Consider the following 26,223-nt stretch of genomic DNA (forward strand, 5'->3'; position numbering starts at 1 on the left):
CGCGCAACGCGCAGCATCAAGTTGGAACCGTTTGGGTTAACAGAACCTCAACGAAGCGCGAAAGGCAGTAGGTATGGGGAAAAAGAAGCCTGTCGTTGTCGTCACCCGGAAACTTCCGGATGTGGTCGAGACCCGCATGCGCGAGCTTTTTGAAACGCGTCTGAATGAACATGACAGGCCTTTCAGCCAGGCCGAACTGGTTGAAGCGGTGCGCAGCGCCGATGTGCTGGTGCCCACGGTGACGGACCGGATCGATTCAGCGGTTCTTTCCCAGGCTGGGGAAAACCTGAAACTGATCGCCAATTTCGGAAATGGCGTCGACAATATCGATGTGGTCACGGCGAACAACCGGGGCATCAATGTCACCAACACGCCGGGCGTGCTCACCGAAGACACGGCCGACATGACCATGGCACTGATGCTGTCCGTGCCGCGCCGGCTGGCCAGCGGCATTCAGGCGATCGAAGCTGGCGACTGGGCCGGCTGGTCGCCCACCTGGATGCTGGGCCACCGGATCTGGGGCAAGCGCCTTGGCATCATCGGCATGGGCCGGATCGGGCAGGCCGTTGCCCGGCGGGCAAAAGCCTTCGGCATGTCGATCCATTATCATAACCGCCGCCGGGTCGCCGAAGAAATCGAGGAAGATCTGGAGGCCACCTATTGGGACAGCCTTGACCAGATGCTGGCGCGTATGGATGTGGTCTCCGTACATTGCCCGCATACTCCGGCAACCTTTCATCTTCTGTCCGCCCGCCGGTTGAAACTCCTGAAACAGGGGGCCTATGTGGTCAACACCGCCCGCGGGGAAGTTATTGATGAAAACGCCTTGATCCGGATGCTGGAAGCAGGGGATCTGGCCGGCGCCGGTCTCGATGTTTTTGAACACGAGCCTGCGGTCAATCCCAAGCTGGTCAAGCTTGAGAATGTGGTGCTGCTGCCGCATATGGGATCAGCCACCCTGGAAGGGCGGATTGAAATGGGCGAGAAAGTCATCATCAATATCAAGACCTTCATGGATGGTCACCGGCCGCCCGACCGGGTCCTGCCGTCCATGCTTTGAGGCGGATGTTCCCTTAGTACGCACACTGCACTGGAGCCCGAGTGCCAGACCTGACCCCGCCCGTTTCCCCACCGGACAGTCTCACCTGGCTGGAAGGAAAAGCGGATGGGGCGTCCTGGCTAAAAGCCTTGCCACATCTGCTCAATCAGGCCCGGGACCGGTTTCAACTAGACAGCATCGGGGCGCCCTATTCCGGCGGCTGCGTGTCTTATGTGGTGCCCGCCCGCCGGGACGGCGGGGACGTTGTTTTGAAACTGCAATTCGTTGACCGCTCGACCCGCCATGAAGCGGACGCGCTGCGCCACTGGAACGGGCAAGGCGCAATCTGTCTGCTGGACCATGCCCCGGATCTCGGCGCCCTGCTGCTGGAACCCTGCAGACCGGGGCGGTTTCTGGCAGATGACCAAGCAGCGGATACGATCGCCATCTTATCAGACCTGTTGCGGCAGCTGCTGGTTCCGGCCGCAGCGCCCTTCCTATCCCTGAAAGAAGAAGCCGCCCTTTGGCGGGCAAATCTTCAGAAGGACTGGCTGAGGGCGGGACAACCTTGCGGCACATATCTGGTGGATCTTGCTCTTGGGGCCTTGAAGGATCTTCAGGCTGAACCTTCTGAACAGGTGCTTTTGCATCAGGACCTTCATGGCCACAACATCCTGTCGGCGGAGCGGGCTCCCTGGCTGGCGATTGATCCAAAACCCCTGGTGGGCGATCCGGCTTTTGCGCTGAGCCCGATTGTCCGCAGTTTTGAATTCGGCCATTCGAAACAGGCCGCCCTTTACCGGCTGGACCGTCTGTCGGAAGAGCTGGATCTGGACCGGGAGCGGGCCCGGCTCTGGACCATTGGCCAAACCATGGCTTGGGCCTTTGATGGCTCAACCACGTATTCCAGCCGGCACCTGGACACTGTCAGCTGGCTGGCGGACTGATCGTCTTCTCCTTGGCTGTGTCCGCTGCGGTTTGCTCTTCGTGCTCCCTCTGGCCCTTGGGCGACAGGCCGTAAATCCCCCGCTCCACCCGTTCAAACCAGCCATAATGGTCATCGGCCATCATTCTGGTGGCGCGCTTCACACCGGTTGCCTTGGCCACTGCCGCGCCCCGGCTGGGACCCTTGGCGCCCAGATGCGCCAGACAGCGCATGGCATCCTGCCGGTAGGCGGTCACAAGCGCGACCCGTGTGGAGCCGCCGGTGTTCGGGTCACCCTCCCGGCGGGCAAATTCCCTCAGCAGGCGGTCCTTGCGGGGCTTTGATTTGCGCGGGGTGAAGGGCGCCGGATCGCAGTGCACCTCAACCAAATTGTCGGAAAGCCGCACGGTGATCAGGCCGAGCCCAAGCCGGCGGGCCAGCTTGAGATTGCTTTTCAGCGCAGCCAGAAACCGCCGTCCACTGCCTCGCGCCACCGCCACATAAACCGCATCGGTCACCGCCTGCCGATCAATCGCCTGATGAAACAGGGTGAGGGTGAATCCGGTTTTCAGCTCCACAATCACCGGGTCCTCATCGCCCCGGCAGGCCACAAGATCGGCGGCCCCGATTTCCGCCTTCACCTCATAGCCCTGGCCGGTGAGGAAGTCTTTGACGGGCTGATAAAGATCGGTTTCCAGAAGTCGAGTCATTTGGGAAAGCTACGCGGGCCGGCCCAAAGCGGCAATCGGGAAACCTCTGTTCTGGCCGGACGAGCGTGCTCTTTTGTCTTCGAGGATGCTGCGCCACAACTGGACCGGACATTTCATCCAATTGCCGGTCACGGTTTTCGGGACAGGATCAACACAAAAGGTTCAATATTTCCGGCCAGTCCGGCTCCTTCGCCCTCATAATACTCGATCATCACAAACCCGGCTGTTTCCAAAAGCCGGATCAGTTCTTCAGTCTGGAAATAGGTGTAGTAGCGGCCAAACTTGTCGCGATGCGCGCCGGTCCCCCGCTTCATGCCAATGTGAAACAGGCCGCCCGGCGCAAGTGCGCCGAAAAGGCACTGCAAATGACCCGGCATGGCGTCGCGGGGAGCATGGAGCAGACTGAAATTCACCCAGGCGCCCTGATAGGCCTCAACAGGAAGGGGATCTTGAAATGTGCCCAGCCGGGCGGGCAGAGCAAACCGGTCCCGTGCAAGGGCAACCATTTCTGCAGATGCATCTACCGGATCGGGCACAAACCCGGCCGCTTTCATGTGGAAAGAAGCATCTCCCGGTCCGCAGCCCCAGTCCAGGACATGAGCCCCTTCCGGCAAGTGCGACATGAATTTTTTCAGATGTCCGCTGGGGCCTTTGCCCGAAAAATTCCTGACATAGTCCCCGGACTTGGCGTCATAGACGCGAATGGTTTTTTCATCGGTCACATTGATCGTGTTCCGGCTCGTTCATCTGCGTCCGAAGGCCATGGTAGCAAAGGATCTTTAGAAGTTCATCCGCCGTATTTCCCCCAAAGAGCATTCTCTCCCATCCCTTCAATGAAGGCTTTGTGCGCCGCATATTCGTCCTGTGACAAACGGGAGGCAAGCGGGGTGGGACGCGGGGCAGCATTGAAGGTGCCCAATTCGCCTGAGACCACAGACGCCCCGCCGGTGGTGGTTTCCTCCTCTTCCGGCATGAGGCCGAGGGCGGTCTGACGGCCGCCGATCATTTCCAGATAAACTTCAGCCAGAATTTCCGCGTCGAGCAAGGCCCCATGCTTTACGCGTTTGGAATTGTCGATGCCGTAACGCGAACACAGGGCATCGAGAGAATTCGGCCCGGTCGGGTGTTTGCGGCGAGCGATTTCCAGCGTGTCCAGAACCTGATCGTTGCCAATGGTCCGCCGCCCGGCGCGCTCCAGCTCCATATTGATGAAGCCCATGTCAAAGGCCGCGTTGTGGATGACCAGCGTGGCATCGCCGACAAACTCCAGAAATTCATCCGCAACCTGCGCAAATAACGGCTTGTCAGACAGGAACTCTTCAGACAGCCCATGCACGCGGAAAGCTTCTTCAGGCATATCCCGCTGAGGGTTGATATAGACGTGATAGGAATTTCCCGTCGGAATATGGTTCCAGAGCTCAACCCCGCCGATTTCCACCAGCCGGTCCCCGCCCCGGGGGCTCAGACCTGTTGTTTCCGTATCGAAGGAGATCTCGCGCATTTTGCTCCACCTTTCCAATTTGCTCCCACTGTGCAGCCACATGACGCTCTGGCAAGCCTGAGCAAGGGTTTTCCCAAGGAGTTCTAAGAAGGGTCAAGCCTTTTGGGCGAGCGCTTCCAAAATTTCATCCACCCGATCCTCCGCCGCTGCCAGCCCCAGGCCGGTATCGATCAGAAAATCGGCCCGCTCGCGTTTTTTTGCATCCGGTACCTGTTTGGTCAGGATCGCCTGAAAACGCTCTTCGCTCATGCCGGGCCGGGCCAGCACCCGCTCCCGCTGGATTTCAGCGTCGGCGGTCACAACGACAATCACATCCACCCGGTCCTCCGCCCCTGTTTCAAACAAAAGCGGAATGTCCATCAGGACCACGGGCTGGCCATCAAGTCTGGCCAGTTCCAGAAAGGTCTGTTCTTCTTCCTGTACTAGGGGGTGAACGATCTCTTCCAGCCGCTTGAGAGCTGCCGGGTCGCCCAGCACCTTTTTGGACAAGAGAGCCCGATCGACCTTGCCATCGGCAACGGTTCCGGGGAAGGCCTCGGCGACAAGCGGCGCCGCCCGGCCTTCATAAAGCGCATGAACACAGGCATCGGCATCATGAACCGGCACGCCGCGGGCTGCGAACATCTTCGCGGTGGTCGATTTGCCCATGCCGATGGACCCGGTCAGCCCGATGCGGATCACGCGGTCCCCCCCAGGTCTTTCAACACGAGCGCGCGCAACTCTTCGGTTACCTCCGGCCGGATGCCGAACCAGCGTTCAAAGCCGGGCACAGCCTGATGCAAAAGCATGCCGATCCCGTCCACCTTGGGATTTCCCCGGCCGGCGGCCTGTTTCAAGAGATCCGTCTCCAGCGGTGCATAGACAATATCATTGACGAGAGCTGTTTCCGGCAAAGACGCAAGATCGATTTCAAGCGGCGGTTTGCCGGTCATGCCAAGGGACGTGGTGTTGACCAGAAGATCGGCTTCTTCAAGTACTGTCCCCAGCTTATCCCAGCCATGGGCAATCGTTTTGGTGCCAAATTCTTCAGCGAGTTGCCTGGCTTTTTCTTCCGTCCGATTGACGATATGCACCTGTGTGAAATTCCGGGACAAAAGCGCCCATACGATCGCCCGCGCCGCACCGCCCGCGCCCAGCACAACGGCTTTGCCGCCCGTCCTGTCCCAACCGGGAGCCCGCTGATCGAGATTTCCCAAAAAGCCCAGACCATCCGTATTGGCCCCGCAGAGTTTTCCGTCTTCGTCCAGCCAGAGCGTGTTGGCAGCCCCCATGGCCCTGGCCGCAGCGTCCAGCCAGTGACAGGCTTTGGCTGCAGTTTCCTTGTTCGGCACGGTGACATTGGCGCCGATGAGGCCGGAGGCAGCAAAGGAACGGTAAAAATCCACCGCTTCATCTGCCGGGACATCAACCCGGCCATAATCGCCGGAAAGGCCGTGCGCTTTCAGCCAATAGCCATGGATGATGGGAGAGCGGGAATGGCTGACCGGGTGGCCGGTGATGGCCGCTTTCTTCAAAGGACCGCTCATTCCTCAATTACCTTCAAGTTCCGCAATTCGCCCAGAAGGGGCAGAAGCGGCAGGCCCAAAATGGTGAAATAGTCGCCTTCAATCTTCTCAAACAGCTGAACTCCTAAACTTTCCAGCTGATAGGCTCCGACACTGGACAGAACCTTGTCGCCTGCATGGGCCAGATAGTGACCGATAAATTCCGGCGTCAGCGAGCGCATGGTCAGGCGGGCCGTGGATACATGCCGCCAGATGGCTTCGCCATTCCTGGAGATAACGACAGCCGAATGCAGCTCATGGGATTTGCCGGAAAACGCCAGAAGCTGGCGCCGGGCCGTCTCCATATCTTCAGGCTTTGTGCGGCGTTTGCCTTCAAAGGCCAGGATCTGGTCGGCTCCGACGACCAGATCTCCGCCGCGCCGGGCGCTGACATCATTGGCTTTTGCTTCCGCCAGAACGCTGGCCAGATCTTCCGGCGGAAATCCCGCCTCCAGAAGCGGGGCTTCCACGGCCCGTTCGTCAACATCTGACCGATCGACCGTGACCGTCAGACCCGCATTTGTCATCAGTTCCGCCCGGATTCTGCTTCCGCTCGCCAATACGAGTGCCATTCCTATCCTCTCTGCCGTCCCGGCCGTCTCACCAAGCGCGCTAAACGCCCGGGACCGGATGTTTTTTGTTTGATTTGTAATCCTTGAACAGGGTCAGAATTTCCGCCGCTGTTTCTTCCACCGACCGGCGTGTCACGTCAATCAGAGGCCAGCTGTTTTCCGAACAAAGACGCCGGGTCATGTTGATTTCCTGGGAAATTTCCTTTCGGTCGATATAGGTGTCGTTGTACCCGTCGGAATTCAGCGACAAGACCCGGTTGCGCCGGATCTGCTGGATGCGCTCCGCGGAGGCAATCAGACCGACGATCATCGGCTCCTTCAGGGTTTTCACGTGGTCCGGCAGGGGAATGCCCGGAACCAGCGGAACATTTGCAGCCTTGATACCCCGGTTGGCCAGATAAATGCAGGTCGGCGTCTTGGAGGTACGCGAAATTCCGATCAGCACGATATCGGCGGATTCCAGGTCCTCCCAGACCTGACCGTCATCATGCAGCATTGTGTAGTTGAGCGCTTCCATCCGCTGGAAATATTCCGCATCCAGTTCATGCTGCCCCCCGACCCGGTGGGTCTGCGTGACATTGAGATAAGACTGGAAGACGGCAAAAACGGGATCGAGAATGTTGACGAATGGAACGCCGAGTTCCCGGCATTTGTATTCCAGCCGGCTGGAAATCTCGTCATCGACCAATGTGTAGAGCACGATGCCCGGGGCATTCTCGATTTCCGAAATGACCCGGTCCAGCTGTTTCGACGAGCGCACCAGCGGATAGACATGCTCGATTTCCTGCACATTTTCATACTGAACCGTTGCCGCGCGGGCCACGGTCATCAAGGTCTCGCCGGTGGAGTCGGACACAAGATGCAAATGAAAATAGTGTCTCGACTTGTTCACGATATCATCCCCAGGGCTGTTGACGGATTGGGTGTAAGCGCACCAACCGGACATATGGCACGCAGTTTATGCCCGGTCGCCCGATTTTGTTAACAGGGCTTTAAGACGCGGAAACTGTTTCCGAAACGGTTGTGCATTGATGTGGATTCACAGAGGGCCTGTGACATATCGACAAAGTTTCCACCTGCGCCTAAAGTGTTAACACTTGGTAAACAAACTTATAAATTTATGATTTTAAATAGGTTTTTCTTCTTATCGACTCCTGGGGAGGGATTCTGAATGAAATCAGCGCTGGTTTATCCCGGCAAGAAAATTGAGCCAACGCATTGTGGATGAAAAATGATCCCGGTAATCCACTCACAAATAGAAAAAACAGATAAAATTAAGAATCTTATTTGATTTGGAATGTGGGAAAGGCGCGACCTTATGAAGTCTCAGGACAGAACCGTGATGCGGGTACTCTCTGGAGAAAAAATCTGGCCACCTCCCATTTGGATGATGCGTCAGGCAGGACGCTACCTGCCGGAATACCGGAAAGTCCGGTCCCAGGCCTCTAACTTCCTGGAATTCTGCTATACTCCGGACCTGGCAACAGAGGTCACTCTCCAGCCGATCCGCCGGTATGGTTTTGATGCAAGCATTCTCTTTTCCGATATCTTTGTCGTTCCTGACGCAATCGGATATCCGGTCCGGTTTGAAGAAGGACGGGGTCCAGTTCTGGAACCACTATCTGCCGATCTTCTTGACCGTCTGGAACAGGATCGTGCGGAGGATCATCTCAAACCGGTCATAGAGACGGTTTCACGCCTTCGCTCTGAACTCCCTTCAGAAACAACGCTGCTGGGCTTCTGCGGCGCTCCCTGGACCGTTGCCTGCTATTCTGTGGCCGGACACACCACTCAGGATCAGGTGGCCGCCCGTGTGGGCGCCTACCGGGATCCGGATCTAATGCAGCAGTTCATTGATCAGCTTGTGACCGCGTCGATCCGTTATCTGGTCCGCCAGCTGGATGCGGGCGCAGATGCGGTCCAGATTTTTGACACCTGGGCAGGGGTTCTGGACGATGCCGGCTTCCGGCGCTGGTCGATCGGCCCAACCCGGCGGATTGTTGACGGGGTCAAGGCGGCGCGGCCAGCGGCAAAGATCATTGGTTTTCCCAAAGCCTCATCAGCACGGATTGCCGCCTATATCGAAGGAACCGGTGTGGATGCGGTCGGTTTTGACTGGACGGCGCCGGATCACTTGGCCCTGGAGATCCAGAAAAAGGTTCCGGTCCAGGGGAATCTTGATCCCATGCGGCTGGTCGCCGGGGGCAAGGCGCTGGAAGAGGGTGTCGCCCATATCCTGAACACCTTCGACAAGGGCCCGCTGATTTTCAATCTTGGCCACGGGGTGACTCCGGATGCAGATCCGGACAATGTGGCACGCATGGTCGATCAGGTGCGGAGGGGCTGAGGCGTGGACCTATATCTTTGGATCAAGTCCCTCCATGTGATTTCGATTATCGCGTGGATGGCCGGGATGCTCTATCTGCCGCGGCTCTTCGTTTACCATGTAGATGCGGAACCCGGGTCCCAGCAGTCGGAAACCTTCAAGGTCATGGAACGCCGCCTGCTGAAGGCGATCATGAATCCGGCAATGATTGCTTCCTGGATCTTCGGCCTGTGGCTGGCCTATGACCTTGCTGCCTGGCAGGACGGCTGGTTCCACGCCAAATTCACGCTTGTTTTCATCATGTCCGGCGTTCACGGATATTTGAGCAAATGTGTAAAGGCCTTTGCCCGGGACGAAAACACAAAGACGGCCCGTTTTTACCGGATCCTCAATGAGGTTCCGACCCTTCTCATGATCGTCATTGTGATCCTCGTGATCGGCAAACCATTCTGATCGAAGATGTTTTTGAACGGAGGAGCCGTCCGGCGGATGGCTCTTCCGGCAGAAGGTTTTCCAGCATTCGAAAGCTTGAAACCGTCAGATTTGCGCTCTTGCGATTCCGATCGAAACAACGTATGTTCCCGCCACTTCCATTCGGCGTGGGTTTGTTTCAACTCGATACGTTCCGCCGATCCATCTGAACACGTCTAAAAGTTTCTCAGATATCTTCTGACCGTCTCTCTGCTTATCCGGTTCAGATCGACCTTCCAAACCAAATCTCAATAACAATCCAAACCCCAACTCGATGCGGGAAATGAAACTCAAAGATCTAAAAGAAAAAACGCCGACAGAGCTGCTTCAGGTTGCTGAGGAGCTCGAAGTCGAAAATGCCAGCACCATGCGTAAGCAGGAGCTGATGTTCGCCATTCTCAAGAACCTGGCTGCTCAGGATGTTGAGATTATTGGCGAGGGTGTTGTCGAGGTTCTGCAGGATGGCTTCGGCTTCCTCAGATCCCCGGATGCGAACTACCTTCCCGGCCCGGATGACATTTATGTCTCCCCGTCCCAGATCCGGCGCTTTTCGCTGCGCACTGGAGACACGGTTGAAGGCCAGATCCGCAGCCCGAAGGAAGGCGAACGGTATTTCGCGCTTCTGAAGGTCAACACGATCAATTTTGAAGATCCGGAAAAGGCCAGGCACAAGGTCCATTTTGACAATCTGACGCCGCTTTATCCCGATGAACGGTTCCGGATGGAAATCGAAGATCCGACCATCAAGGATCTGTCCTCACGGGTGATCGATCTTGTGGCCCCGCTCGGCAAAGGCCAGCGGGCACTGATCACCGCACCGCCGCGCACGGGTAAAACGGTCTTTCTGCAGAACATTGCCAAGTCAATCACGAAGAACCATCCGGAATGCTATTTGATCGTTCTTCTGATTGATGAGCGACCGGAAGAAGTGACTGACATGCAGCGTACAGTGAACGGCGAAGTCGTGTCGTCCACATTCGACGAGCCGGCTTCGCGTCACGTTCAGGTCGCTGAGATGGTGATCGAAAAGGCCAAGCGTCTGACTGAACATGGACGTGACGTTGTCATCCTCCTGGATTCCATCACCCGCCTCGGCCGGGCCTACAACACGGTGGTGCCATCCTCGGGCAAGGTTCTGACCGGGGGTGTGGATGCCAATGCGCTGCAGCGTCCGAAGCGCTTCTTCGGTGCAGCCCGGAACATTGAGGAGGGCGGATCCCTGACGATCATCGCAACGGCGCTGATCGACACGGGCAGCCGCATGGACGAAGTCATCTTCGAAGAGTTCAAGGGAACGGGCAACTCGGAGATCATTCTCGACCGCAAAATTTCCGACAAGCGTGTTTATCCGGCCATCGACATTCAGCGCTCCGGAACCCGTAAGGAAGAACTGCTTGTGCCGCATGAACGGCTCAAGAAGACGTTTGTCCTGCGCCGTATTCTCAATCCGATGGGAACGGTCGATGCGGTGGAATTCCTGCTCGACAAGCTGAAGCAGACCAAGTCCAACGACGAGTTCTTCGACAGCATGAACACTTGATCTGGCACAGAATGCTGGTTTAGAGACAAAGGCGCGAACCTTCCGGTTCGCGTCTTTTCTTTTTTGAATCCCATTATGCTTCCTGATGTTCCTGCCCGCAGTAGCTCGCGTTACAGAGTTGATCGGCTGCAGGACACGTATGGGAGAGGTTCGGAGCCGAATGAAATGACACGGACAGTTTTTCTTGAAACGGAACGGCTCACTCTCAGGGCGTGGGAGGCGGCGGATACGGATCCTTTTGCCGCCCTATGCGCCGACCCGCAGGTCATGCGGTATTTTCCTGAACCGCTGACCCGGGAAAAATCCGAACTGTTGATTTCCAGATGCATTGAAAAACAGGTCACGGATGGCTTTTCAATGGCGCCTGTCGAGGTGACGGCGACCGGAGAGTTTCTCGGATTTGTCGGTCTCAACCGGCCAAGCTATGCGGCACCACTTCCTTTTGATCCGTGCGTGGAGATCGGCTGGCGGCTCAAACAATCTGCTTGGGGCAAGGGCTATGCAAGTGAGGCGGCAACGGCCTGGCTTCGATTCGGTTTTGAAACCATTGATCTTGAGGAGATTGTGGCCTTTACCATTCCGGACAATCTTCCCTCTCAGAAGGTGATGGAACGCATCGGCATGCGCCGCGATCCGGAGGGAGACTTTCTGCATCCCTCCCTTCCAGCCGATCATCCGGTTGCGCCGCATGTTCTTTACCGGTTGCGCAAGACGGAGTGGCAGGGCGCTGGCACCTGATGCGGTTCCGATCTCCCGGACAGGCGCTGTCTTTCAGATTCACGTGAAACAGAAGGCCATCCCATCGTTTCGGGTGAGGCCCTGTGAGGGCGGTGACATGGTCAAGATCCACATGTGTGCTGCATTCAAGGTGATCGCTGGCATTGGCGGTTTCATGTGGCTCCGCATTTTTTTGAATCGGTGCCGTGTTAAAGGGCTCAAGGGTGTGTGCCAAAAGGTCCCTTGGCAGAGGATCATCTATGCACATCTTTTCCAAAGTTGATTCACGTGAAACAGGGTTTGCCCGGAGCGGCACAATCGAGTCGTTTGCGCAACGATCCGGCTTACCGACCAGGCGCGCCGCGTTCATCCGGATTCAAACTGCTTTGTCTTTGGCATTGGCCTCTTTGGTGTCAGGCAAGGAAAGGCAAATGAGATGCCACGCGGTTTTGCGCCAGGCGGGAAATTGCGAAGATATCGACGGCAGGAAGGCTTCCGGTCTGGAAGACTTGCTGCTAGGAAGCTGCCCCTGGTCCCGGTGATCAGATCCAGCCGGGATGTGGTCATCCGGAGCCAAGTTTTCTCTCCTGCATTGAGATCCGTGAGGTCAGGCAGGGCGGCGAACTCTATAATGCGACATGGCTTGTTTCAAAAGCCAAAGCCCGAAGACAGTAAAAGAGGCCCCATGCGCGATACGATTTATGCCTTGTCCAGCGGTGCTGTTCCCTCGGGTGTTGCTGTTCTGCGGGTGTCCGGCAACAAGGCCGCAGAGATCGTGACCTCTCTGTGTGGCCGCTTGCCTGATCCCCGCAAAACAATGCTTAGCAAGTTGCGAGATCCCGGGACCGGCGATGTTCTGGATGAGGCTCTGGTGCTGTTCTTCAAAGGACCAAACAGCTTTACCGGTGAAGACGTCGCTGAATTCCAGTGCCATGGTGGCCGGGCTGTTGTCGCGCGTATGCTCTCTGTTCTGGCGGCGTTTCAGACCTGCCGTCCTGCGGAGGCGGGGGAATTCACCCGCAGGGCCTTTGACCATGGCCGGATGGATCTGACCGAGGTTGAGGGCCTTGCGGATCTCATTGCAGCGGAGACCGAAAGCCAGCGCAAGCAGGCCCTGCGCCAGATGGGCGGCGCTCTGGGGGCGCTCTATGAAGGCTGGCGGAAAAGGCTCATACATATGCGGGCCATGATCGAAGCGGATTTCGATTTTGCCGATGAAGAAGATGTGCCCGGATCTGTTGCCGACGAGGTTTGGCGTGAAGCTGCGACCCTCCACGGGGAGATAGCGGATCACCTGGACCGCTCGCGCAGCGGGGAGAGGCTGCGCTCCGGTTTGCAGGTTGTTCTGATGGGTGCGCCGAATGCGGGCAAGTCCAGTCTCTTAAATGCCATTGCCGGGCGGGATGTGGCAATTGTCACCGAAGAGGCCGGGACGACGCGCGACGTGATTGAGGTTCACCTGGACCTGGGTGGCTATCCGGTGACGCTGGTCGATACAGCCGGATTGCGTGAGACGGACGGTGTCGTTGAGAAAGAGGGGATCCGCAGGGCCCAGGCGCGGGGGGAACAGGCAGATCTGATCTTGTGGGCGCAAGAGCCGGAGGGCATTCCTCATGATGCTCCGGGCAGTGGCCTGCCGGACAGTCTTAAGGGATCTGTGCCCCTGTGGGTGGTCCGTACTAAGAGCGATCTTGAGACTCTTCCGGAACAAGACTCTTCCGGAACGATTGTTGAAATCCCGACATCGAATGTCTTGCCCGAGGGTATGACCAGCCTGTTTGACAGCCTTACCCGTTTTGCGGAGGAAACAATTTCTCTCTGCGAAGCCCCACTTGCGACCCGTGAACGGCACCGGTTCTTTCTCGGAGAATGCTTAACTGGCCTCAAGACTGCCGTTGACGCGGTGCATCTGCCAGCCGAATTGCGGGCGGAGGACCTGCGGCGGGCGGCGGACGCGCTTGGCCGGATCACGGGGCGGATCGATGTGGAAGATCTACTCGATGTGATCTTCCGGGATTTTTGCATCGGTAAATGATGTTTCACGTGAATCATTGATGGTCCGCCTGGATCGGTTCTGGGCCGGAATATGTTTCACGTGAATCATTTTGCGGTCTTGATAGGGAGGTCTTGCAGTAGACCGGGTTGCCGGTCTGTCTGCTCTGGGGGATTCTGCTTTGACCAGGACAGGTTCTCGCCTTATAAGATCTCTCATGAAAGAGCCGGGTTTTCGGCTTATGATGATCCGGCGGGTGCCGGAAACCGATCCCGAAAATTGATCTGGATGAAGCCGGGCGCAGGAAGTCACAGCGTCCGTGTGAACGGTGAAACTATGAGCGACCAGGAATTGACTGTCGATGTCGTGGTAATTGGAGGTGGCCATGCGGGCTGTGAAGCCGCTGCCGCGTCTGCCCGGGCCGGTGCCCGCACGGCTTTGGTGACCCACAGGTTCGAGACGATTGGAGTGATGTCCTGCAATCCGGCAATTGGCGGTTTGGGAAAGGGGCATCTCGTCCGTGAGATTGATGCGCTGGATGGTCTGATGGGCAGGGTCGCAGATCAGGGCGGCATCCAGTTCCGGATGCTCAACCGGCGTAAGGGACCGGCCGTTCGTGGGCCCAGAGCTCAGGCAGATCGGAAGCTGTACCGCGAAGCGATGCAGAAAGAGATCGCCGCTGTTAAGGGTCTGCAGGTGGTGGAAGGGGAAGCCCATCAGATCCTGTTTGGGGAAGAGGCTGGCCAGCGGGTCGTGACAGGCCTGGTGCTGGCCGACGGCCGGGTGGTCTCCTGTGCAGCGATCGTGCTCACCAGTGGCACCTTCCTGCGTGGGCTGATCCATATAGGCGACAGGAAGATCCCGGCGGGACGTTCTGGCGAAGCACCTGCTCTGGGCCTGTCGGAGTCTTTGGAGGAGATCGGATTTGATCTGGGCCGGCTGAAGACCGGGACACCTGCGCGTCTCGATGGGCGGACGATCCATCGGGATCGGCTGGAAGAACAGCCGGGGGACGCGGAGCCGATCCCGTTTTCCACACTGACAGAGCGGATCAAGACGCCCCAAATCCCCTGCCATATCACACGGACCACCCCGGAGACCCATCGTATTATCCGGGAAAATCTCTCCCGGTCGGCGATGTATTCTGGCGAGATCAAGGGGCGGGGACCGCGCTATTGCCCCTCTATTGAAGACAAGATCGTTCGCTTTGGTGACCGGGATGGGCACCAGATCTTCCTGGAACCGGAAGGTCTTGATGACTACACGGTCTATCCGAATGGTATTTCCACCTCCTTGCCGGAGGATGCTCAGCTGGCTTTTCTGAAGACTATTCCGGGCCTGGAAGACGTGACAGTCATTCAACCGGGTTATGCGATTGAGTATGATCATGTAGACCCGCGGGAGCTGCGCCCAACACTGGAAGCCAAGCGGTGCGGCGGACTTTATCTGGCGGGCCAGATCAATGGGACCACAGGCTATGAAGAGGCCGGGGCGCAGGGTCTTGTGGCAGGGGCCAATGCGGCCTTCAAAGTGGCCGGGAAAGAGCCCTTCGTGATCGACCGGTCTGAAGGTTATATCGGCGTGATGATCGATGACCTGATCACCCGGGGGATTACCGAGCCCTACCGGATGTTCACCTCCCGCGCAGAGTATCGCCTGTCCTTGAGGGCAGATAATGCGGACCAGCGGCTGACGCCCCTGGGCATTGGGCGTGGCCTCGTTTCGGCGCTGCGCCAGGCCGCTTTTCAAGACAAGATGCGCCGGATTGCCGACGCGCGGGATCTGTTGAAGAGCTTGACGGTGACCCCGTCGGAGGCCCAGAAGAAAGGTCTGCCTGTCAACCAGGACGGCATCCGCCGGACCGCCTTTGACCTTCTGTCCTATCCCAATGTGACCTATGAAATCCTGACCCGGATCTGGCCGGAGCTTGAAGAGGTGGATCAGATGGTTGCCGAGCAGGTGGCGACCGATGCGCTTTACGCGGTGTATCTCGATCGGCAGCTTGCGGATATTGAAGCCTTGAAGCGGGACGAGGCCTTGCAGATCCCGGATGGTTTCGACTACGAAGCAATCACTGGTTTGTCAAATGAGGTGAAGCAAAAACTCATGGATGGGCGACCAGCGACCCTTGGACAAGCATCCCGTATGGATGGCATGACCCCGGCAGCCTTGACCTTGATCCTGTCCCACTTGAAGCGGCAGAGCCAGAAAGGGGCCGCATAATGGGCCGTCCCATCTTGTTGAATGCCACTGGACAGGTTGTGCATAAGTTTGGGGATGTTTCACGTGAAACGTCTGAGCGGCTCCAGATCTATGTGGATCTGGTTTTGAAGTGGCAACCGGCGCAGAACCTGATTGCTCCGTCCACTATCGCGGATATCTGGACACGGCACGTGGCCGACAGTCTTCAGACCCAGTGGAGTTATCCAGAGGCACGGACCTGGGTGGATATCGGCAGCGGTGGTGGTTTCCCGGGGATCGTGACGGCGATCCTCCTGGCGGATCAGGATGGGGCCCATGTTCACCTCATTGAGAGCAATCAGCGCAAGGCCGCATTCCTGCGCACGGTCCTGCGGGAAACCGGATCGACGGGTACTGTGCATCCGGGCCGGATCGAATCGGTTACGAAAGAGTGGACGGGGGGGGCGGTGGAAGCTGTGTCCGCCCGGGCTCTGGCCTCGTTGAAGCTGTTGTTCGAGCTGTCCGAGCCGTTCACAGCAACCGGAGCGAAGGCTGTTTTCCACAAAGGGCAGGATTTTCAAAGAGAAGTTGACGAAGCCTCTGACGCTTGGTCCTTTGATCTGGTAGAAAAGAAAAGTCTTGTTGATCCTATGAGCCGGATGCTTCTTTTCTCAAATATCTCCGCCCGGCCGGAATAGCCTAGGAAGGTGTTGTGGCAATGAGCATGCTTCCCGAAACGCCGCGCGTTCTCGCGCTTGCAAACCAAAAGGGTGGGGTGGGTAAAACCACGACTGCCATCAATCTCGGCACGGCGCTTGCGGCGATTGGAGAGAAGGTGCTCGTCATCGATCTCGATCCTCAGGGTAACGCCTCGACCGGCCTTGGTATCGAGCACCGGGACCGGGGCCTGTCGACTTATGAAATTCTGAGTGGGGATTGCTCGCTGGCCGAGGCAGTGCGCGAGACCGACGTGCAGCGCCTGTGGGTGGCACCATCCACCATGGATCTTCTTGGTCTGGAGCTGGAAATCGCATCCACAAGTGACCGGGCCTTCCGGTTGCGCAACGCGATCGAGAACCTGGCCCATTCACGTCTGTTCCAGGAAATTGGCTTCACCTATGTGCTGGTGGATTGTCCGCCTTCGCTCAATCTGCTGACGATCAACGCGCTGTCCGCGTCCCATTCCATCCTGGTGCCGCTGCAATGCGAGTTCTTCGCACTGGAAGGTTTGAGCCAGCTGCTCAGTACGGTTGAACAGGTCAAGAGTGCCCTGAACCCGGAGCTTAGCATTCATGGGATCGTCTTGACCATGTATGACAGCCGCAACAATCTCTCCAGCCAGGTGGTTGCCGATGTGCGCGAGACCATGGGAGATGCAGTTTATGAAACGATCATTCCCCGGAATGTCCGTATTTCGGAAGCACCGTCCTATGGCAAGCCGGCGCTGCTTTATGACCTGAAATGTGCGGGCAGCCAGGCCTATCTGCGCCTTGCTTCTGAAATTATCCAGCGGGAACGCCAGTTGCGCCGGGTTGCGGCCTGATTTGAGCTGTATGAAAAGGCACTTGAGCGGTTTGCGTGTCGTGGCGGCATGGGTTTCCATGCCGCTTTCGTCTTAAGCTATTGAATGATAAAAAGAAAAAGGTGAGGTATGGCGGAGAAGGACGTCAAGAACAAACGTTTGGGCCGTGGTCTTGCGGCGCTTATCGGAGATTCGGCCCCAGAGGCAGCGGCGCCGGAAAAGATTGTTCGTGACAGCCGCAAGGTGCCGATTGAGCACTTGGAACCAAACCCGCGCAACCCGCGCAAAACCTTCACCGAGAAGGATCTGGCTGATCTTGCCGAGTCCTTGAAGGCGAAGGGGATTGTGCAGCCTATCCTGGTGCGTCCGGCGGCCGGAAAGGCCAACCGCTTCGAGATCATCGCCGGAGAGCGCCGCTGGCGGGCCGCACAACGGGCGGGTCTGCATGAAGCGCCAATCATCATCCGGGATGTGACGGATCAGGAAGCGCTTGAGCTTGCGATCATTGAAAACGTCCAGCGGGCAGACCTCAACCCGATTGAAGAAGCCATGGGCTATGAACAGCTGACGGCTGAATTCAAATACAGTCAGGGCGAATTGGCCAAGGTGATCGGCAAAAGCCGCAGCCATGTGGCCAACACCATGCGCCTGTTGAAACTGCCCAATTCGGTCAAAGACTATCTGGCAGAAGGCTTGCTGACCGCCGGGCACGCCCGCGCCCTGATCACGGTTGATGATCCGGCAGCGCTGGCCGAGCTGATCGTGGAGAAGGGGCTCACGGTCCGGGATGCGGAAAAGATTTCGCAGGACCCGGATGCGCTTGCCAAGATGAAAGGCGAAAAGGCACCGGGCGAGAAGCCGCAGAAGGATGCCGACACCAAGGCCCTGGAAAAACGCCTAACCGATACTCTGGGCCTCAAAGTGGTGGTTGGCCACAAGCCCGGCAAGGAATCGGGCGATCTCAAGATCAAGTACACGTCTCTCGAGCAGCTTGACGAAATCTGCAAGAAGCTGGGCGTCGAGACCCGGTAAGGCCTGCCGCTTTCGGGCATCTCCTTCCGTTCACTTTTTCCTCCAAATTTGCTGCAAAAAGTGGGTTCAGGCAGCACGAACGGGGGCTGAAAGCTCCATTTGAGGAAGGTTCGTTGGAGGAAGCTTCGTCCTCAGGTCTGCCGGCAAGGAAAGGCGACCTGTCAGCGCCGCTGGCTGCGCGCGCGCGCGACCCGGGCGAGCGTGAGCAAGGCTTCGGAGAGCACCGGAATGCCGAGGGCATCATTGAGACGGGAAACCCGCGTGGCCTCGCTCAGGATCTGCATGGCCCGTTCAAGGTCCTTCAAGGCCCAGATCCGGAGCTGCTGACTGAATTTGGGTTTGCGGTTGAAGAAGATCGGGGGCCGCTGGCCATCAATCACTGCCTGGGCCGGTTTGCCCTGATCAACGTCGATCCGCATGCGGTGAAGATGCTGAAAGTGTTTCAGCGCCTGGTTGGCAATCACCGAGGCTTTTGAGCCGGCCTCGGAGAGCCGCTCCAGCCCGTGATCGAGGATTGCGATGTTTCCTGACGCTGCTGCATCAATAAGTTCTGACATTTCAAAGGCAGAGGCATCGCCGATGATCGCTTCAATGTCATCGCTGTCGATCTGGCCTTTCCCCAAGGCATAGAGGCAGAGCTTTTTCAGCTCGCCCCGGCTGGCCATCCGGTCGCCGCCTAAAAGGCTGTGCAGGGCAGCTCGCGCCTCGCGGGTAATGGTCAGGCCGGCCTCCCGGGTTTCTTCATCGATCAACTGGTCGATGCCCCGGTCATTATCCGCATAACAGGGCAGGGCAAAGGCCCGTTTGTGTGGCTCAATCAGTTTGCGAAGGCCAACACCTTTTTTGATGTCGCCGCCCTCCAGAATTACCAGGGTCTGCCAGTCGTCGAGTTTCAAGACCGGATCAACGGCGGGCGCCATGTTCTTGCCGCTGGCATCCTTCACCCAGACGATCCGGCGGCCGCCAAACAGGGGAACGGTCAGGACCTCATCTATCAGACGATTTGGATCCGAACTGAGGTCGCTGGCGTCGATCTTGATAAGATTGAATGGGTCGCTGTCGCCTTCGGAGGCTTTGGCCACCAGACGGCTGGCCCGTTCAGAAACCAGTCCGGTATCTGGGCCGAACACAAGCACCACTCCGCCGCCCTGCGGAGGATTGGCGACGAAACGGTCGATTTCGGCGGCCTTCAGAACGGTCACAGCCGGTGGCCTTTCTGCGTTTGATCAGGACCGGCTGGCAAAATAACCGGCGAGCCGGGTTGCTATGTCATCAGCAACGGCCTTTGCAACCCGTTCCTGAGCGTCCCGGGAAGCACGCTGATTGGCGAAGCGCTGGTCGGAGAAATCGTAAGATGCGGAGCGGAACGTCCGCCCGGTCGTCAAGGTTTCCCCTGTCTCGATGTCACTGAGAACAAAGGTGGAATTCATGGTGGTCGTATAGGCGGACGGCACATCGGCGAACTGCTCAACAGCAACAGCGGATGTGTTGATGGAGGCTAGAATTTTGAGCCGGTATTTTTTGTCCGGGCTTCCAGCCCCCCGTTCCAGGCGGAATGTCAGTTCATTATAGAGCGCCCGGTCTGCCTCCCCACTAGAGGACTGGGACGAAATTGTGTCTAGATCAATGGCAGCGAGCTCAGCGGCGACTGCTGACGGCTGGGATCCGAAATCCCCCGTGGCGCTTGTGCCGTAGAGCGGGCGTACCTGACAGCCACTGACAAGGACAGCGGCGGCAAAAGACAGGCAGACGGCAGCGCGCCGGAGGGAACCTTCGCTCCGGAAGGTGCTGTTAAACAACGACATTCACAATCCTCTGAGGCACGACGATCAGCTTTTTAGGTGTGGCCCCGTTCAATGTCTTTTGAACGAAGTCGAGAGCCAAGGTAGCTGCTTCGACCTCCTCTTTGGAAGCCTCTTTTGCAATTTCCAGTTCACCGCGCCGTTTGCCGTTGATCTGGATCGGATAGGTCACCGAATCCTCGGTCAAAAGCGCTGGATCGGCCACGGGCCAGTCCGCTTCCGAAATCAGGTTGTCATGGCCGAGCGCCGACCAGCATTCTTCAGCTAGATGCGGCATCATTGGGGCCATCATCTGGATCAGATAGTCAGCCGCCTCGCGGACCGCATATCCGGTGGCGGTGTCGTTGATGCCATCGCTGACCGTCTTGCTGATCGTGTTGACGAATTCATAGAGCCGGGCGACTGCCCGGTTGAAGCCAAGACTTTCCAGATCACCGGACACTGCGGCCAGGGTCTTGTGGCTGGCCCGGCGCAGCTCAAGCGACTTGCCGGACACGTCGGGTACGGTGCCGCCACGGGTCTCGCTATTATCCGTGATGTCGCCGATCAGACGCCAGACCCGCTGCACAAAGCGCCATGCGCCTTGCACCCCGTCTTCGGTCCAGATCACATCCCGCTCTGGGGGGCTGTCGGAGAGCATGAACCAGCGGGCCGTATCGGCGCCATACGTGTCGATAATGTCGGTCGGGTCAACTGTGTTGCGCTTTGACTTGGACATTTTTTCGATCGAGCCGATCGTGACCTCTTCCCCGGTTTCGATCAAGGTGGCGCGGCGGGTGCCCCCGGCTTCCTCGAATTTCAACTCGGCTGGGGCGATCCAGCGGCCGCTTGCACCCTCGCCGAGGCGGTAAGTCTCATGGGTCACCATGCCCTGGGTGAAGAGGCCCTTGAACGGCTCCTTCAGATCCAGCGCTCCCACCTTCTGCATCGCGCGGGTAAAGAAGCGGGAATAGAGCAGATGCAGGATCGCATGTTCGATCCCGCCGATATATTGGTCAACCGGCAGCCAGCCATTGGCCGCATCTGGATCGGTCGGCTGATCGCAATCGGGTGCGGTGAAGCGGGCAAAATACCAGGAACTGTCCACGAAGGTATCCATCGTGTCGGTTTCGCGCTTGGCCGGGTTGCCGCATTTGGGGCAGGTCGTGTCGCGCCAGGTCGGGTGCCGGTCCAGTGGATTGCCCGGTTTGTCGAAATTGATGTCGTCCGGCAGCTGCACCGGCAGGTTTTCATCCTTTTCGGGAACGACACCGCAGGTCTCGCAATGAACAACCGGGATTGGGCAGCCCCAATAGCGCTGTCGGGAAATACCCCAGTCGCGCAGACGGTAATTCACCTGGCGTTCCCCTTGCGAGGCACCTGCGATCCGGGCTTTCTCCAGCTTGCGGGCAACGGCCTCTTTAGCGTCCTTGATGGTCATCCCATCCAGGAAGCCGGAGTTGAAGATCGTGCCTTCATCCGTAAAGGCTTCGGCGCCAATCTCGAATGTGGCCGGATCGGCATCTTTCGGCAGCACGACAGGGCGGACCGGCAACCCGTATTTGCGGGCAAAGTCCAGGTCGCGCTGGTCATGGGCCGGACAGGCGAAGATGGCCCCGGTGCCATAGTCCATCAGAATGAAATTGGCGACATAGACCGGCAGCTCTATTGTTTCATCGAGCGGATGTTTGACGCGAAGGCCAGTGTCGATCCCTTTTTTCTCTGCCTTTTCAATGGCCTCTTCCGAGGTTCCGACCCGCTTGCACTCTTCGATAAAGGCTTTCAGCTCCGCATTGGTCTCTGAAAGTTTCGATGCAATCGGATGGTCCGGGGACAGCCCCATGAAGGACGCCCCGAACAGAGTGTCCGGCCGGGTGGTGAAGATCTCAAGGGCCGCGCCGCCGGTCGGGGCCTGGTCCACAAATGCAAAGCGGACCCGCAGTCCTTCGGAGCGGCCGATCCAGTTTTTCTGCATCAGACGCACCTTGTCCGGCCAGCGGTCCAGCGTGTCGATGGCCTCCAGCAGATCTTCGGAATAATCGGAGATCTTGAAGAACCATTGGGTCAGTTCGCGCTGTTCAACCAGGGCACCGGAGCGCCAGCCGCGCCCGTCAATCACCTGTTCATTGGCCAGAACCGTCATGTCGACCGGATCCCAGTTGACCTTGGCGTTCTTGCGGTAGACCAGCCCGGCCTCCAGAAATTTCAGGAACAGGCGCTGCTGCTGGGTGTAATAGGCCACGTCACAGGTGGCGAATTCCCGGCTCCAGTCAAGTGACAGGCCCATGATCTTGAGCTGGTCGCGCATGGTGGCGATGTTTTCATAGGTCCAGTCCTTGGGGTGAACCTTGTTCTGCATTGCCGCATTTTCGGCCGGCATGCCGAAGGCGTCCCAGCCCATCGGATGGAGAACATTGAAACCCTTGGCGCGTTTGTAGCGGGCAACCACGTCGCCCATGGCATAGTTGCGCACATGGCCCATGTGAATCCGGCCGGACGGGTAGGGGAACATTTCAAGGACATAATACTTGTCACGGGGGTCGTCATTTTGTGTGACGAAAACGTCCTTGTCGTTCCAGACTTTCTGCCAGCGCGCTTCAACCTCGCGCGCGTTGTACCGTTCCGTTGCCATTAAATGTGCCGTTTGTTCTTGCCGCCGGGATCTGGCGGAATTCCTGAATGTTTGGTTGCCGGACTGTCACCAGAAATCCGGTTCCGGGTCAACAGGTCAGATGCGAAAGACCCGCAGGAACCCTGTTTATGTTGCAATGCTGTTTTCGTAAAGCTTATCGCGGGGCTTGCCGGGATGCGCTTTGGCGGCCAGGGGTGGCACTCGCTTCCCAGATTTTCAGCATACGGGGGCCATCAGGGTGGTGGCGGCTGAACAGGATATAGACCGGTTCGGTGCGGATCGGGTCGGTCATGGCAATCTGGCGGGCTTGGCCGCCAAGCAGGGCGTGGCTCAGCTGCCGGCCGACAATGTTGTTCTCAATATAAAGGTCGGCCCGGCCGTTGAGCAGCATCTGCCAGGCTTCTTCTTCCGTTGAGGCCATCTCAAAGGTCACTCCGGCGGCTTTCAAAGGTTCCTCGTACCAATAGTCGCCAATGCCGACGACGGAGAGACCGCGGGTCCGGATCTCGTCAAATGTCAGGGCGGGCAAGGGGGTGGGAAACCGGTCGGACCGGTAGAAATAAACGTCCTTGAGTGTATCGACCGGGACGGCCGGGTAGAGCACATCCTCCGTGCGCGAGGCGACATATGACCAGGAAAAGGTCGCGGGAATGTGTCCGCGCCGGACGAGTTCCAGGGAGCGCCGCCAGGGAAGGAAGGTCAGCGCAATCTCGTGACCCTGAGAGGCAAACACTCTTTCGATCAGTTGGGAATGGTACCCGAATCCGGGGGATTGCTGGGTGATGAAAGGTGGCCATTCTCCAACAGCAATTTTGAAAGTGTCCGCGCGAGCTTTGGTCAGACCAAAGAAAACAAGGAATGTTAAACACCATGCACAAGACCGTACAAACGTCATCTTTGGTTCCTGCGCCGCCATGAACATTCGATCTTTATGGATAAAAAGAATAACCAAAATATAAATTATAAATATGATGTTTTAGGAAAGAGTTCTTTTTGATTTTTTGCGGTTCTTTGTATTTGATTTTTAGTTTTGTCTCATTATCTGGAAAAAATACTTAATTTCGGAGTTCGAAAAATCTAAAGACAAGGGTTGTACGTTGTGCGATTCCGGCGGTCACTTGGGCAGACCGCGTCAAGCTGGCCCGTGAAGGGCAGGAGCGGCAGATGCTGTCCGCCTCTCAAGCGCTCTCTTCGGAAAATCCCGGGGGGAGGCCTTGAGAAATCCGTCCGGCCCGGCCTATGACTGACCGAGACTGTTCAAGACCCTGCTCCGGGAAGGAAACCAGATGACCTCCGCTGCCGACCGCCTATTCAAGGTTCAAACCGATATCCGGGAGGCCGAGGCAGAGTATGGCCGGCCGCAAGGGTCTGTTTCGCTGATTGCCGTGTCCAAGACATTTGAGGCGGCCGGGATTCGCCCGGTTCTGGAAGCAGGTCAACGCGTCTTTGGAGAAAACCGTGTCCAGGAGGCCATGGGAAAGTGGCCAGGCCTGAGGGAGGATTTTGACGGGGTGGAGCTTCACCTGATCGGTCCGCTGCAATCGAACAAGGCCAGGGAAGCGATTGCCACGTTTGATGTCATTCACACCATCGACAGGCCGAAAATTGCCCGGGCCCTTCACGCGGAAATGGACAAGCAGGGGCGAAATTTGCCCTGCTTCATTCAGGTGAATACGGGCGAAGAACCGCAAAAGGCCGGGATTGCACCGCAGGATGTTGATGCCTTCGTGGCAGACTGCCGGGACGGGATCGGTCTGACCATCCTGGGTCTGATGTGCATTCCCCCGGTTGATGAGGCCCCGGGGGAGCATTTTGCCTTGCTTGAAAAGATGGCTGCCCGCAATGGACTGGAGCAGCTGTCCATGGGCATGTCATCGGACTACCGCACCGCAGTCGGCTTTGGTGCAACCCATGTGCGGGTTGGGTCGGCGATTTTTGGCGCCAGGGACTATATTTGATTGGAAAAGTATTTCAAATTTCCTTTTAAATTATAATTGGTTTCCGGTGTCTATTTTATGTATAAATTGAAAGTATAATTCGTTTAATTATCTGATTTATATAACTTTTTACTGAGAAAAACTGCATAACTTGACCTGAATATGACTGACCTGTGGCTGAACACGATGAGAAGCCACAACATTGTCGCGAAGGTTCCCAAGAGCAGCCTTTTGCCGGTCGTGTTCCCCCATCAAAGTCCCCCCTGTTCCGGTTCGGCGGGTCGCAGGGGCCGGTTGAATGGACGGAACGCAAAAAAGGGCTTCCCTTTACGCTCAAGACAGCGGGAGGCCCGGACAAAACCAACATTTGGAGGTTACATCATGTCCAAACGTATTATCGCTGCTCTCTTCGTCGGTGCTGTCACCATGTCGTCCGCAGCGCTTGCTGAGGGCGTGTCGTTTGAAGCCATCGACAGCGATCAGGACGGCTTTGTGAGCTTCGAAGAAGTCACTGCTGCACTTCCGACTGTAACGGAAGATGTTTTCAAGGCTGCCGATGCCAATCAGGACAACCTGCTTGATCCGGCCGAATTCGCAGCTGTACAGCCGTAATCAGGCTTCGGGCGATCCTCCCCCCGTATACTGCCATCCGCAGTGAGGTTGCCTGATAGGAACCACCGCCGGTACGGTCACGCCGGCGGTGGTTCTTTTTTTGAAAGCGCATTGCGTTTCCTGGGGCCCTGTCGCAAAGCTTTCATTTTGACCCTGTCTTGAGATTTCGGTGCTGAAAAGGGTTAACGAAGCATGAAAATGGAGCCATTTGCAGGAAAGCTGTGGCTGCAGAAAATCTTTGCGACGCGCCCCGTTTATGTTGGGAGACGCTCCCCAGGCAACACCGCATTGTTCAGACTTGATCACCGTTATCGTTCAGTCAGGTGATCAAAAAAGGTCGTTCCTGAATAGTCTTTGCGGAAAAGACCAAGATCGGTGAGCGCTGGAATCACCTGCTCCAGGAACAGACCGACTGCACCGACAGAACCACCGGGAAAAGCAACAAACCCATCGATTGCGCCAGCTGACGCCCATTCTTTGATTTGAAAAACTGCATCCGCAGGCGTTCCAACAACTTGCCAATGCGCCGTTCCGATGACTTCGTGACGTTTGAGCAAGTCCTCAACAATGGGCTCATCGCGCTCGATCATCCGCCGCAGCAATTGCGCATGCGTCCGGCTTCGAACTTTTTCCGGCGGCGGCGGCAGATCTGATGCACAAACTTTCCGGGTTGTCGGCCATTCCGAGAGATCAAGACCGGTCATCTCGCGGATCGTATTGAGGCTGCGCTCCCGGCTTGTTCTGGCATGGGTTTCAGCAAAGAGCTCTTCAGCTTCCGCCTTTGTTGGAGCGAGATAAAGACTGAGCCCCGGCAAAACCCGAATGTCATCCGGTTTGCGCCGATGCCCCTTTGCCCGCTGCCTCAAATCCGTTCGCAATTCGGCTGCAGCCGACATATCCGGCGTCGACGCAAACACAGCATCCGCCACAGACGAGGCAAATTCCCGTCCGGCATTTGAGGCCCCGGCCTGTATCAGCGGGATCGGCGCCTTTCCGAACCGCGGCAGGTTGAGCGGCCCTTTTACTTTGAAATAGGGGCCTTCGTGATCAATCGGGCTGACCATTCCGGGGTCGGCATGTCAATCGGCATCCAAACGTGACCCCTTATCGGCGCCCAATTTTGCCCCCCTTGGTGATGAGCTGGCCCGTCGCTGCGTAGTCCCCATTTAACGCAGCGGCGGCGGGCCA

General features: G+C 57.5%; 25 protein-coding genes. 13 read left to right on the forward strand and 12 right to left on the reverse strand.

What is annotated here, in order from left to right:
- Positions 1–73: 73 nt before the first annotated feature.
- Both ACXAH0_RS14810 and ACXAH0_RS14815 read left to right on the forward strand, forming a co-directional pair.
- Positions 74–1,060 (forward strand): 2-hydroxyacid dehydrogenase, encoded by a 987-nt coding sequence (locus ACXAH0_RS14810; protein WP_475180592.1) that lies wholly within the window; start codon positions 74–76, stop codon positions 1,058–1,060.
- 41 nt (positions 1,061–1,101) lie between these two features.
- Positions 1,102–1,986: an aminoglycoside phosphotransferase family protein gene (locus tag ACXAH0_RS14815; RefSeq protein WP_475192430.1), complete on the forward strand. Its 885-nt coding sequence runs from the start codon at positions 1,102–1,104 to the stop codon at positions 1,984–1,986.
- On the opposite strand, the gene ACXAH0_RS14820 is transcribed toward ACXAH0_RS14815, so the two are convergent.
- From ACXAH0_RS14820 to ACXAH0_RS14850, 7 genes are all read right to left on the reverse strand, one after another.
- Positions 1,967–2,674 (reverse strand): DUF2161 domain-containing phosphodiesterase, encoded by a 708-nt coding sequence (locus ACXAH0_RS14820; protein WP_475192432.1) that lies wholly within the window; start codon positions 2,672–2,674, stop codon positions 1,967–1,969. The two genes, ACXAH0_RS14815 and ACXAH0_RS14820, sit on opposite strands and share 20 nt — an antisense overlap.
- 128 nt (positions 2,675–2,802) lie before the next feature.
- Positions 2,803–3,396, reverse strand: coding sequence for a class I SAM-dependent methyltransferase (locus ACXAH0_RS14825; RefSeq protein ID WP_475192434.1), 594 nt, complete (start codon positions 3,394–3,396; stop codon positions 2,803–2,805).
- A 65-nt stretch (positions 3,397–3,461) separates the two neighbouring features.
- Positions 3,462–4,175, reverse strand: coding sequence for a DNA polymerase III subunit epsilon (gene dnaQ, locus ACXAH0_RS14830; RefSeq protein ID WP_475192436.1), 714 nt, complete (start codon positions 4,173–4,175; stop codon positions 3,462–3,464).
- A 93-nt stretch (positions 4,176–4,268) separates the two neighbouring features.
- The gene (coaE, locus tag ACXAH0_RS14835) at positions 4,269–4,856 is read right to left on the reverse strand and encodes a dephospho-CoA kinase (RefSeq protein WP_475192438.1); all 588 of its coding nucleotides are present in this window, start codon (positions 4,854–4,856) and stop codon (positions 4,269–4,271) included.
- Complete coding sequence (locus tag ACXAH0_RS14840) at positions 4,853–5,701, reverse strand: shikimate dehydrogenase (protein WP_475192440.1); 849 nt, start codon at positions 5,699–5,701, stop codon at positions 4,853–4,855. Before ACXAH0_RS14840 ends, coaE begins: the two co-directional genes overlap by 4 nt.
- Positions 5,698–6,297: a Maf-like protein gene (locus ACXAH0_RS14845; protein WP_475181085.1), complete on the reverse strand. Its 600-nt coding sequence runs from the start codon at positions 6,295–6,297 to the stop codon at positions 5,698–5,700. Before ACXAH0_RS14845 ends, ACXAH0_RS14840 begins: the two co-directional genes overlap by 4 nt.
- A gap of 34 nt (positions 6,298–6,331) precedes the next feature.
- Positions 6,332–7,183 carry a pyruvate, water dikinase regulatory protein gene (locus ACXAH0_RS14850; RefSeq protein ID WP_475180624.1) on the reverse strand — a complete coding sequence of 284 codons (852 nt, stop codon included), beginning with the start codon at positions 7,181–7,183 and terminating at the stop codon, positions 6,332–6,334.
- A gap of 426 nt (positions 7,184–7,609) precedes the next feature.
- On the opposite strand from ACXAH0_RS14850, the gene hemE reads away from it, so the two are divergent.
- The 9 genes from hemE (at position 7,610) to ACXAH0_RS14895 (ending at position 18,073) form a co-directional block, all read left to right on the forward strand.
- Entirely contained in the window at positions 7,610–8,638 is a 1,029-nt protein-coding gene (gene hemE / locus ACXAH0_RS14855; RefSeq protein WP_475192444.1) for a uroporphyrinogen decarboxylase, read from the forward strand.
- Between the two features lie 3 nt (positions 8,639–8,641).
- Positions 8,642–9,070 carry a protoporphyrinogen oxidase HemJ gene (hemJ, locus tag ACXAH0_RS14860; RefSeq protein WP_475180628.1) on the forward strand — a complete coding sequence of 143 codons (429 nt, stop codon included), beginning with the start codon at positions 8,642–8,644 and terminating at the stop codon, positions 9,068–9,070.
- A 292-nt stretch (positions 9,071–9,362) separates the two neighbouring features.
- A complete protein-coding gene (rho, locus tag ACXAH0_RS14865; protein ID WP_475180633.1) occupies positions 9,363–10,628 on the forward strand; it encodes a transcription termination factor Rho in 1,266 nt (421 codons plus the stop codon).
- Positions 10,629–10,793: 165 nt separating this feature from the next.
- A complete protein-coding gene (locus ACXAH0_RS14870; protein ID WP_475192447.1) occupies positions 10,794–11,366 on the forward strand; it encodes a GNAT family N-acetyltransferase in 573 nt (190 codons plus the stop codon).
- A gap of 664 nt (positions 11,367–12,030) precedes the next feature.
- Positions 12,031–13,380, forward strand: a complete 1,350-nt coding sequence (gene mnmE, locus ACXAH0_RS14875; RefSeq protein WP_475192450.1) for a tRNA uridine-5-carboxymethylaminomethyl(34) synthesis GTPase MnmE — start codon at positions 12,031–12,033, stop codon at positions 13,378–13,380.
- A gap of 294 nt (positions 13,381–13,674) precedes the next feature.
- Positions 13,675–15,561: a tRNA uridine-5-carboxymethylaminomethyl(34) synthesis enzyme MnmG gene (gene mnmG, locus ACXAH0_RS14880; RefSeq protein ID WP_475192452.1), complete on the forward strand. Its 1,887-nt coding sequence runs from the start codon at positions 13,675–13,677 to the stop codon at positions 15,559–15,561.
- Positions 15,561–16,217, forward strand: a complete 657-nt coding sequence (gene rsmG, locus ACXAH0_RS14885; RefSeq protein ID WP_475192453.1) for a 16S rRNA (guanine(527)-N(7))-methyltransferase RsmG — start codon at positions 15,561–15,563, stop codon at positions 16,215–16,217. The genes mnmG and rsmG overlap by 1 nt, the downstream gene beginning before the upstream one ends.
- Before the next feature lie 20 nt (positions 16,218–16,237).
- The gene (locus tag ACXAH0_RS14890; protein WP_475180652.1) at positions 16,238–17,062 is read left to right on the forward strand and encodes a ParA family protein; all 825 of its coding nucleotides are present in this window, start codon (positions 16,238–16,240) and stop codon (positions 17,060–17,062) included.
- A 108-nt stretch (positions 17,063–17,170) separates the two neighbouring features.
- Entirely contained in the window at positions 17,171–18,073 is a 903-nt protein-coding gene (locus tag ACXAH0_RS14895) for a ParB/RepB/Spo0J family partition protein (RefSeq protein ID WP_475180658.1), read from the forward strand.
- Between the two features lie 161 nt (positions 18,074–18,234).
- On the opposite strand, the gene holA is transcribed toward ACXAH0_RS14895, so the two are convergent.
- From holA to ACXAH0_RS14915, 4 genes are all read right to left on the reverse strand, one after another.
- On the reverse strand, positions 18,235–19,275 hold the full coding sequence (holA, locus tag ACXAH0_RS14900; protein ID WP_475192455.1) for a DNA polymerase III subunit delta: 1,041 nt from the start codon (positions 19,273–19,275) through the stop codon (positions 18,235–18,237).
- Between the two features lie 24 nt (positions 19,276–19,299).
- Positions 19,300–19,878: an LPS assembly lipoprotein LptE gene (gene lptE, locus ACXAH0_RS14905; RefSeq protein WP_475180668.1), complete on the reverse strand. Its 579-nt coding sequence runs from the start codon at positions 19,876–19,878 to the stop codon at positions 19,300–19,302.
- Complete coding sequence (leuS, locus tag ACXAH0_RS14910) at positions 19,865–22,486, reverse strand: leucine--tRNA ligase (protein ID WP_475192458.1); 2,622 nt, start codon at positions 22,484–22,486, stop codon at positions 19,865–19,867. Before leuS ends, lptE begins: the two co-directional genes overlap by 14 nt.
- A gap of 154 nt (positions 22,487–22,640) precedes the next feature.
- Positions 22,641–23,219: a substrate-binding periplasmic protein gene (locus ACXAH0_RS14915; RefSeq protein WP_475192461.1), complete on the reverse strand. Its 579-nt coding sequence runs from the start codon at positions 23,217–23,219 to the stop codon at positions 22,641–22,643.
- Between the two features lie 553 nt (positions 23,220–23,772).
- Here ACXAH0_RS14915 and ACXAH0_RS14920 point away from each other — a divergent pair.
- Positions 23,773–24,444, forward strand: coding sequence for a YggS family pyridoxal phosphate-dependent enzyme (locus tag ACXAH0_RS14920; protein ID WP_475192463.1), 672 nt, complete (start codon positions 23,773–23,775; stop codon positions 24,442–24,444).
- A gap of 360 nt (positions 24,445–24,804) precedes the next feature.
- Entirely contained in the window at positions 24,805–25,035 is a 231-nt protein-coding gene (locus tag ACXAH0_RS14925) for a hypothetical protein (RefSeq protein WP_475180687.1), read from the forward strand.
- A 308-nt stretch (positions 25,036–25,343) separates the two neighbouring features.
- Here the strand turns inward: ACXAH0_RS14925 and ACXAH0_RS14930 are convergent, their stop codons facing one another.
- A complete protein-coding gene (locus ACXAH0_RS14930; RefSeq protein WP_475192465.1) occupies positions 25,344–26,099 on the reverse strand; it encodes an LLM class flavin-dependent oxidoreductase in 756 nt (251 codons plus the stop codon).
- Positions 26,100–26,223 lie beyond the last annotated feature (124 nt).

This window comes from Roseibium sp. AWQ4_290, from assembly GCF_056160985.1.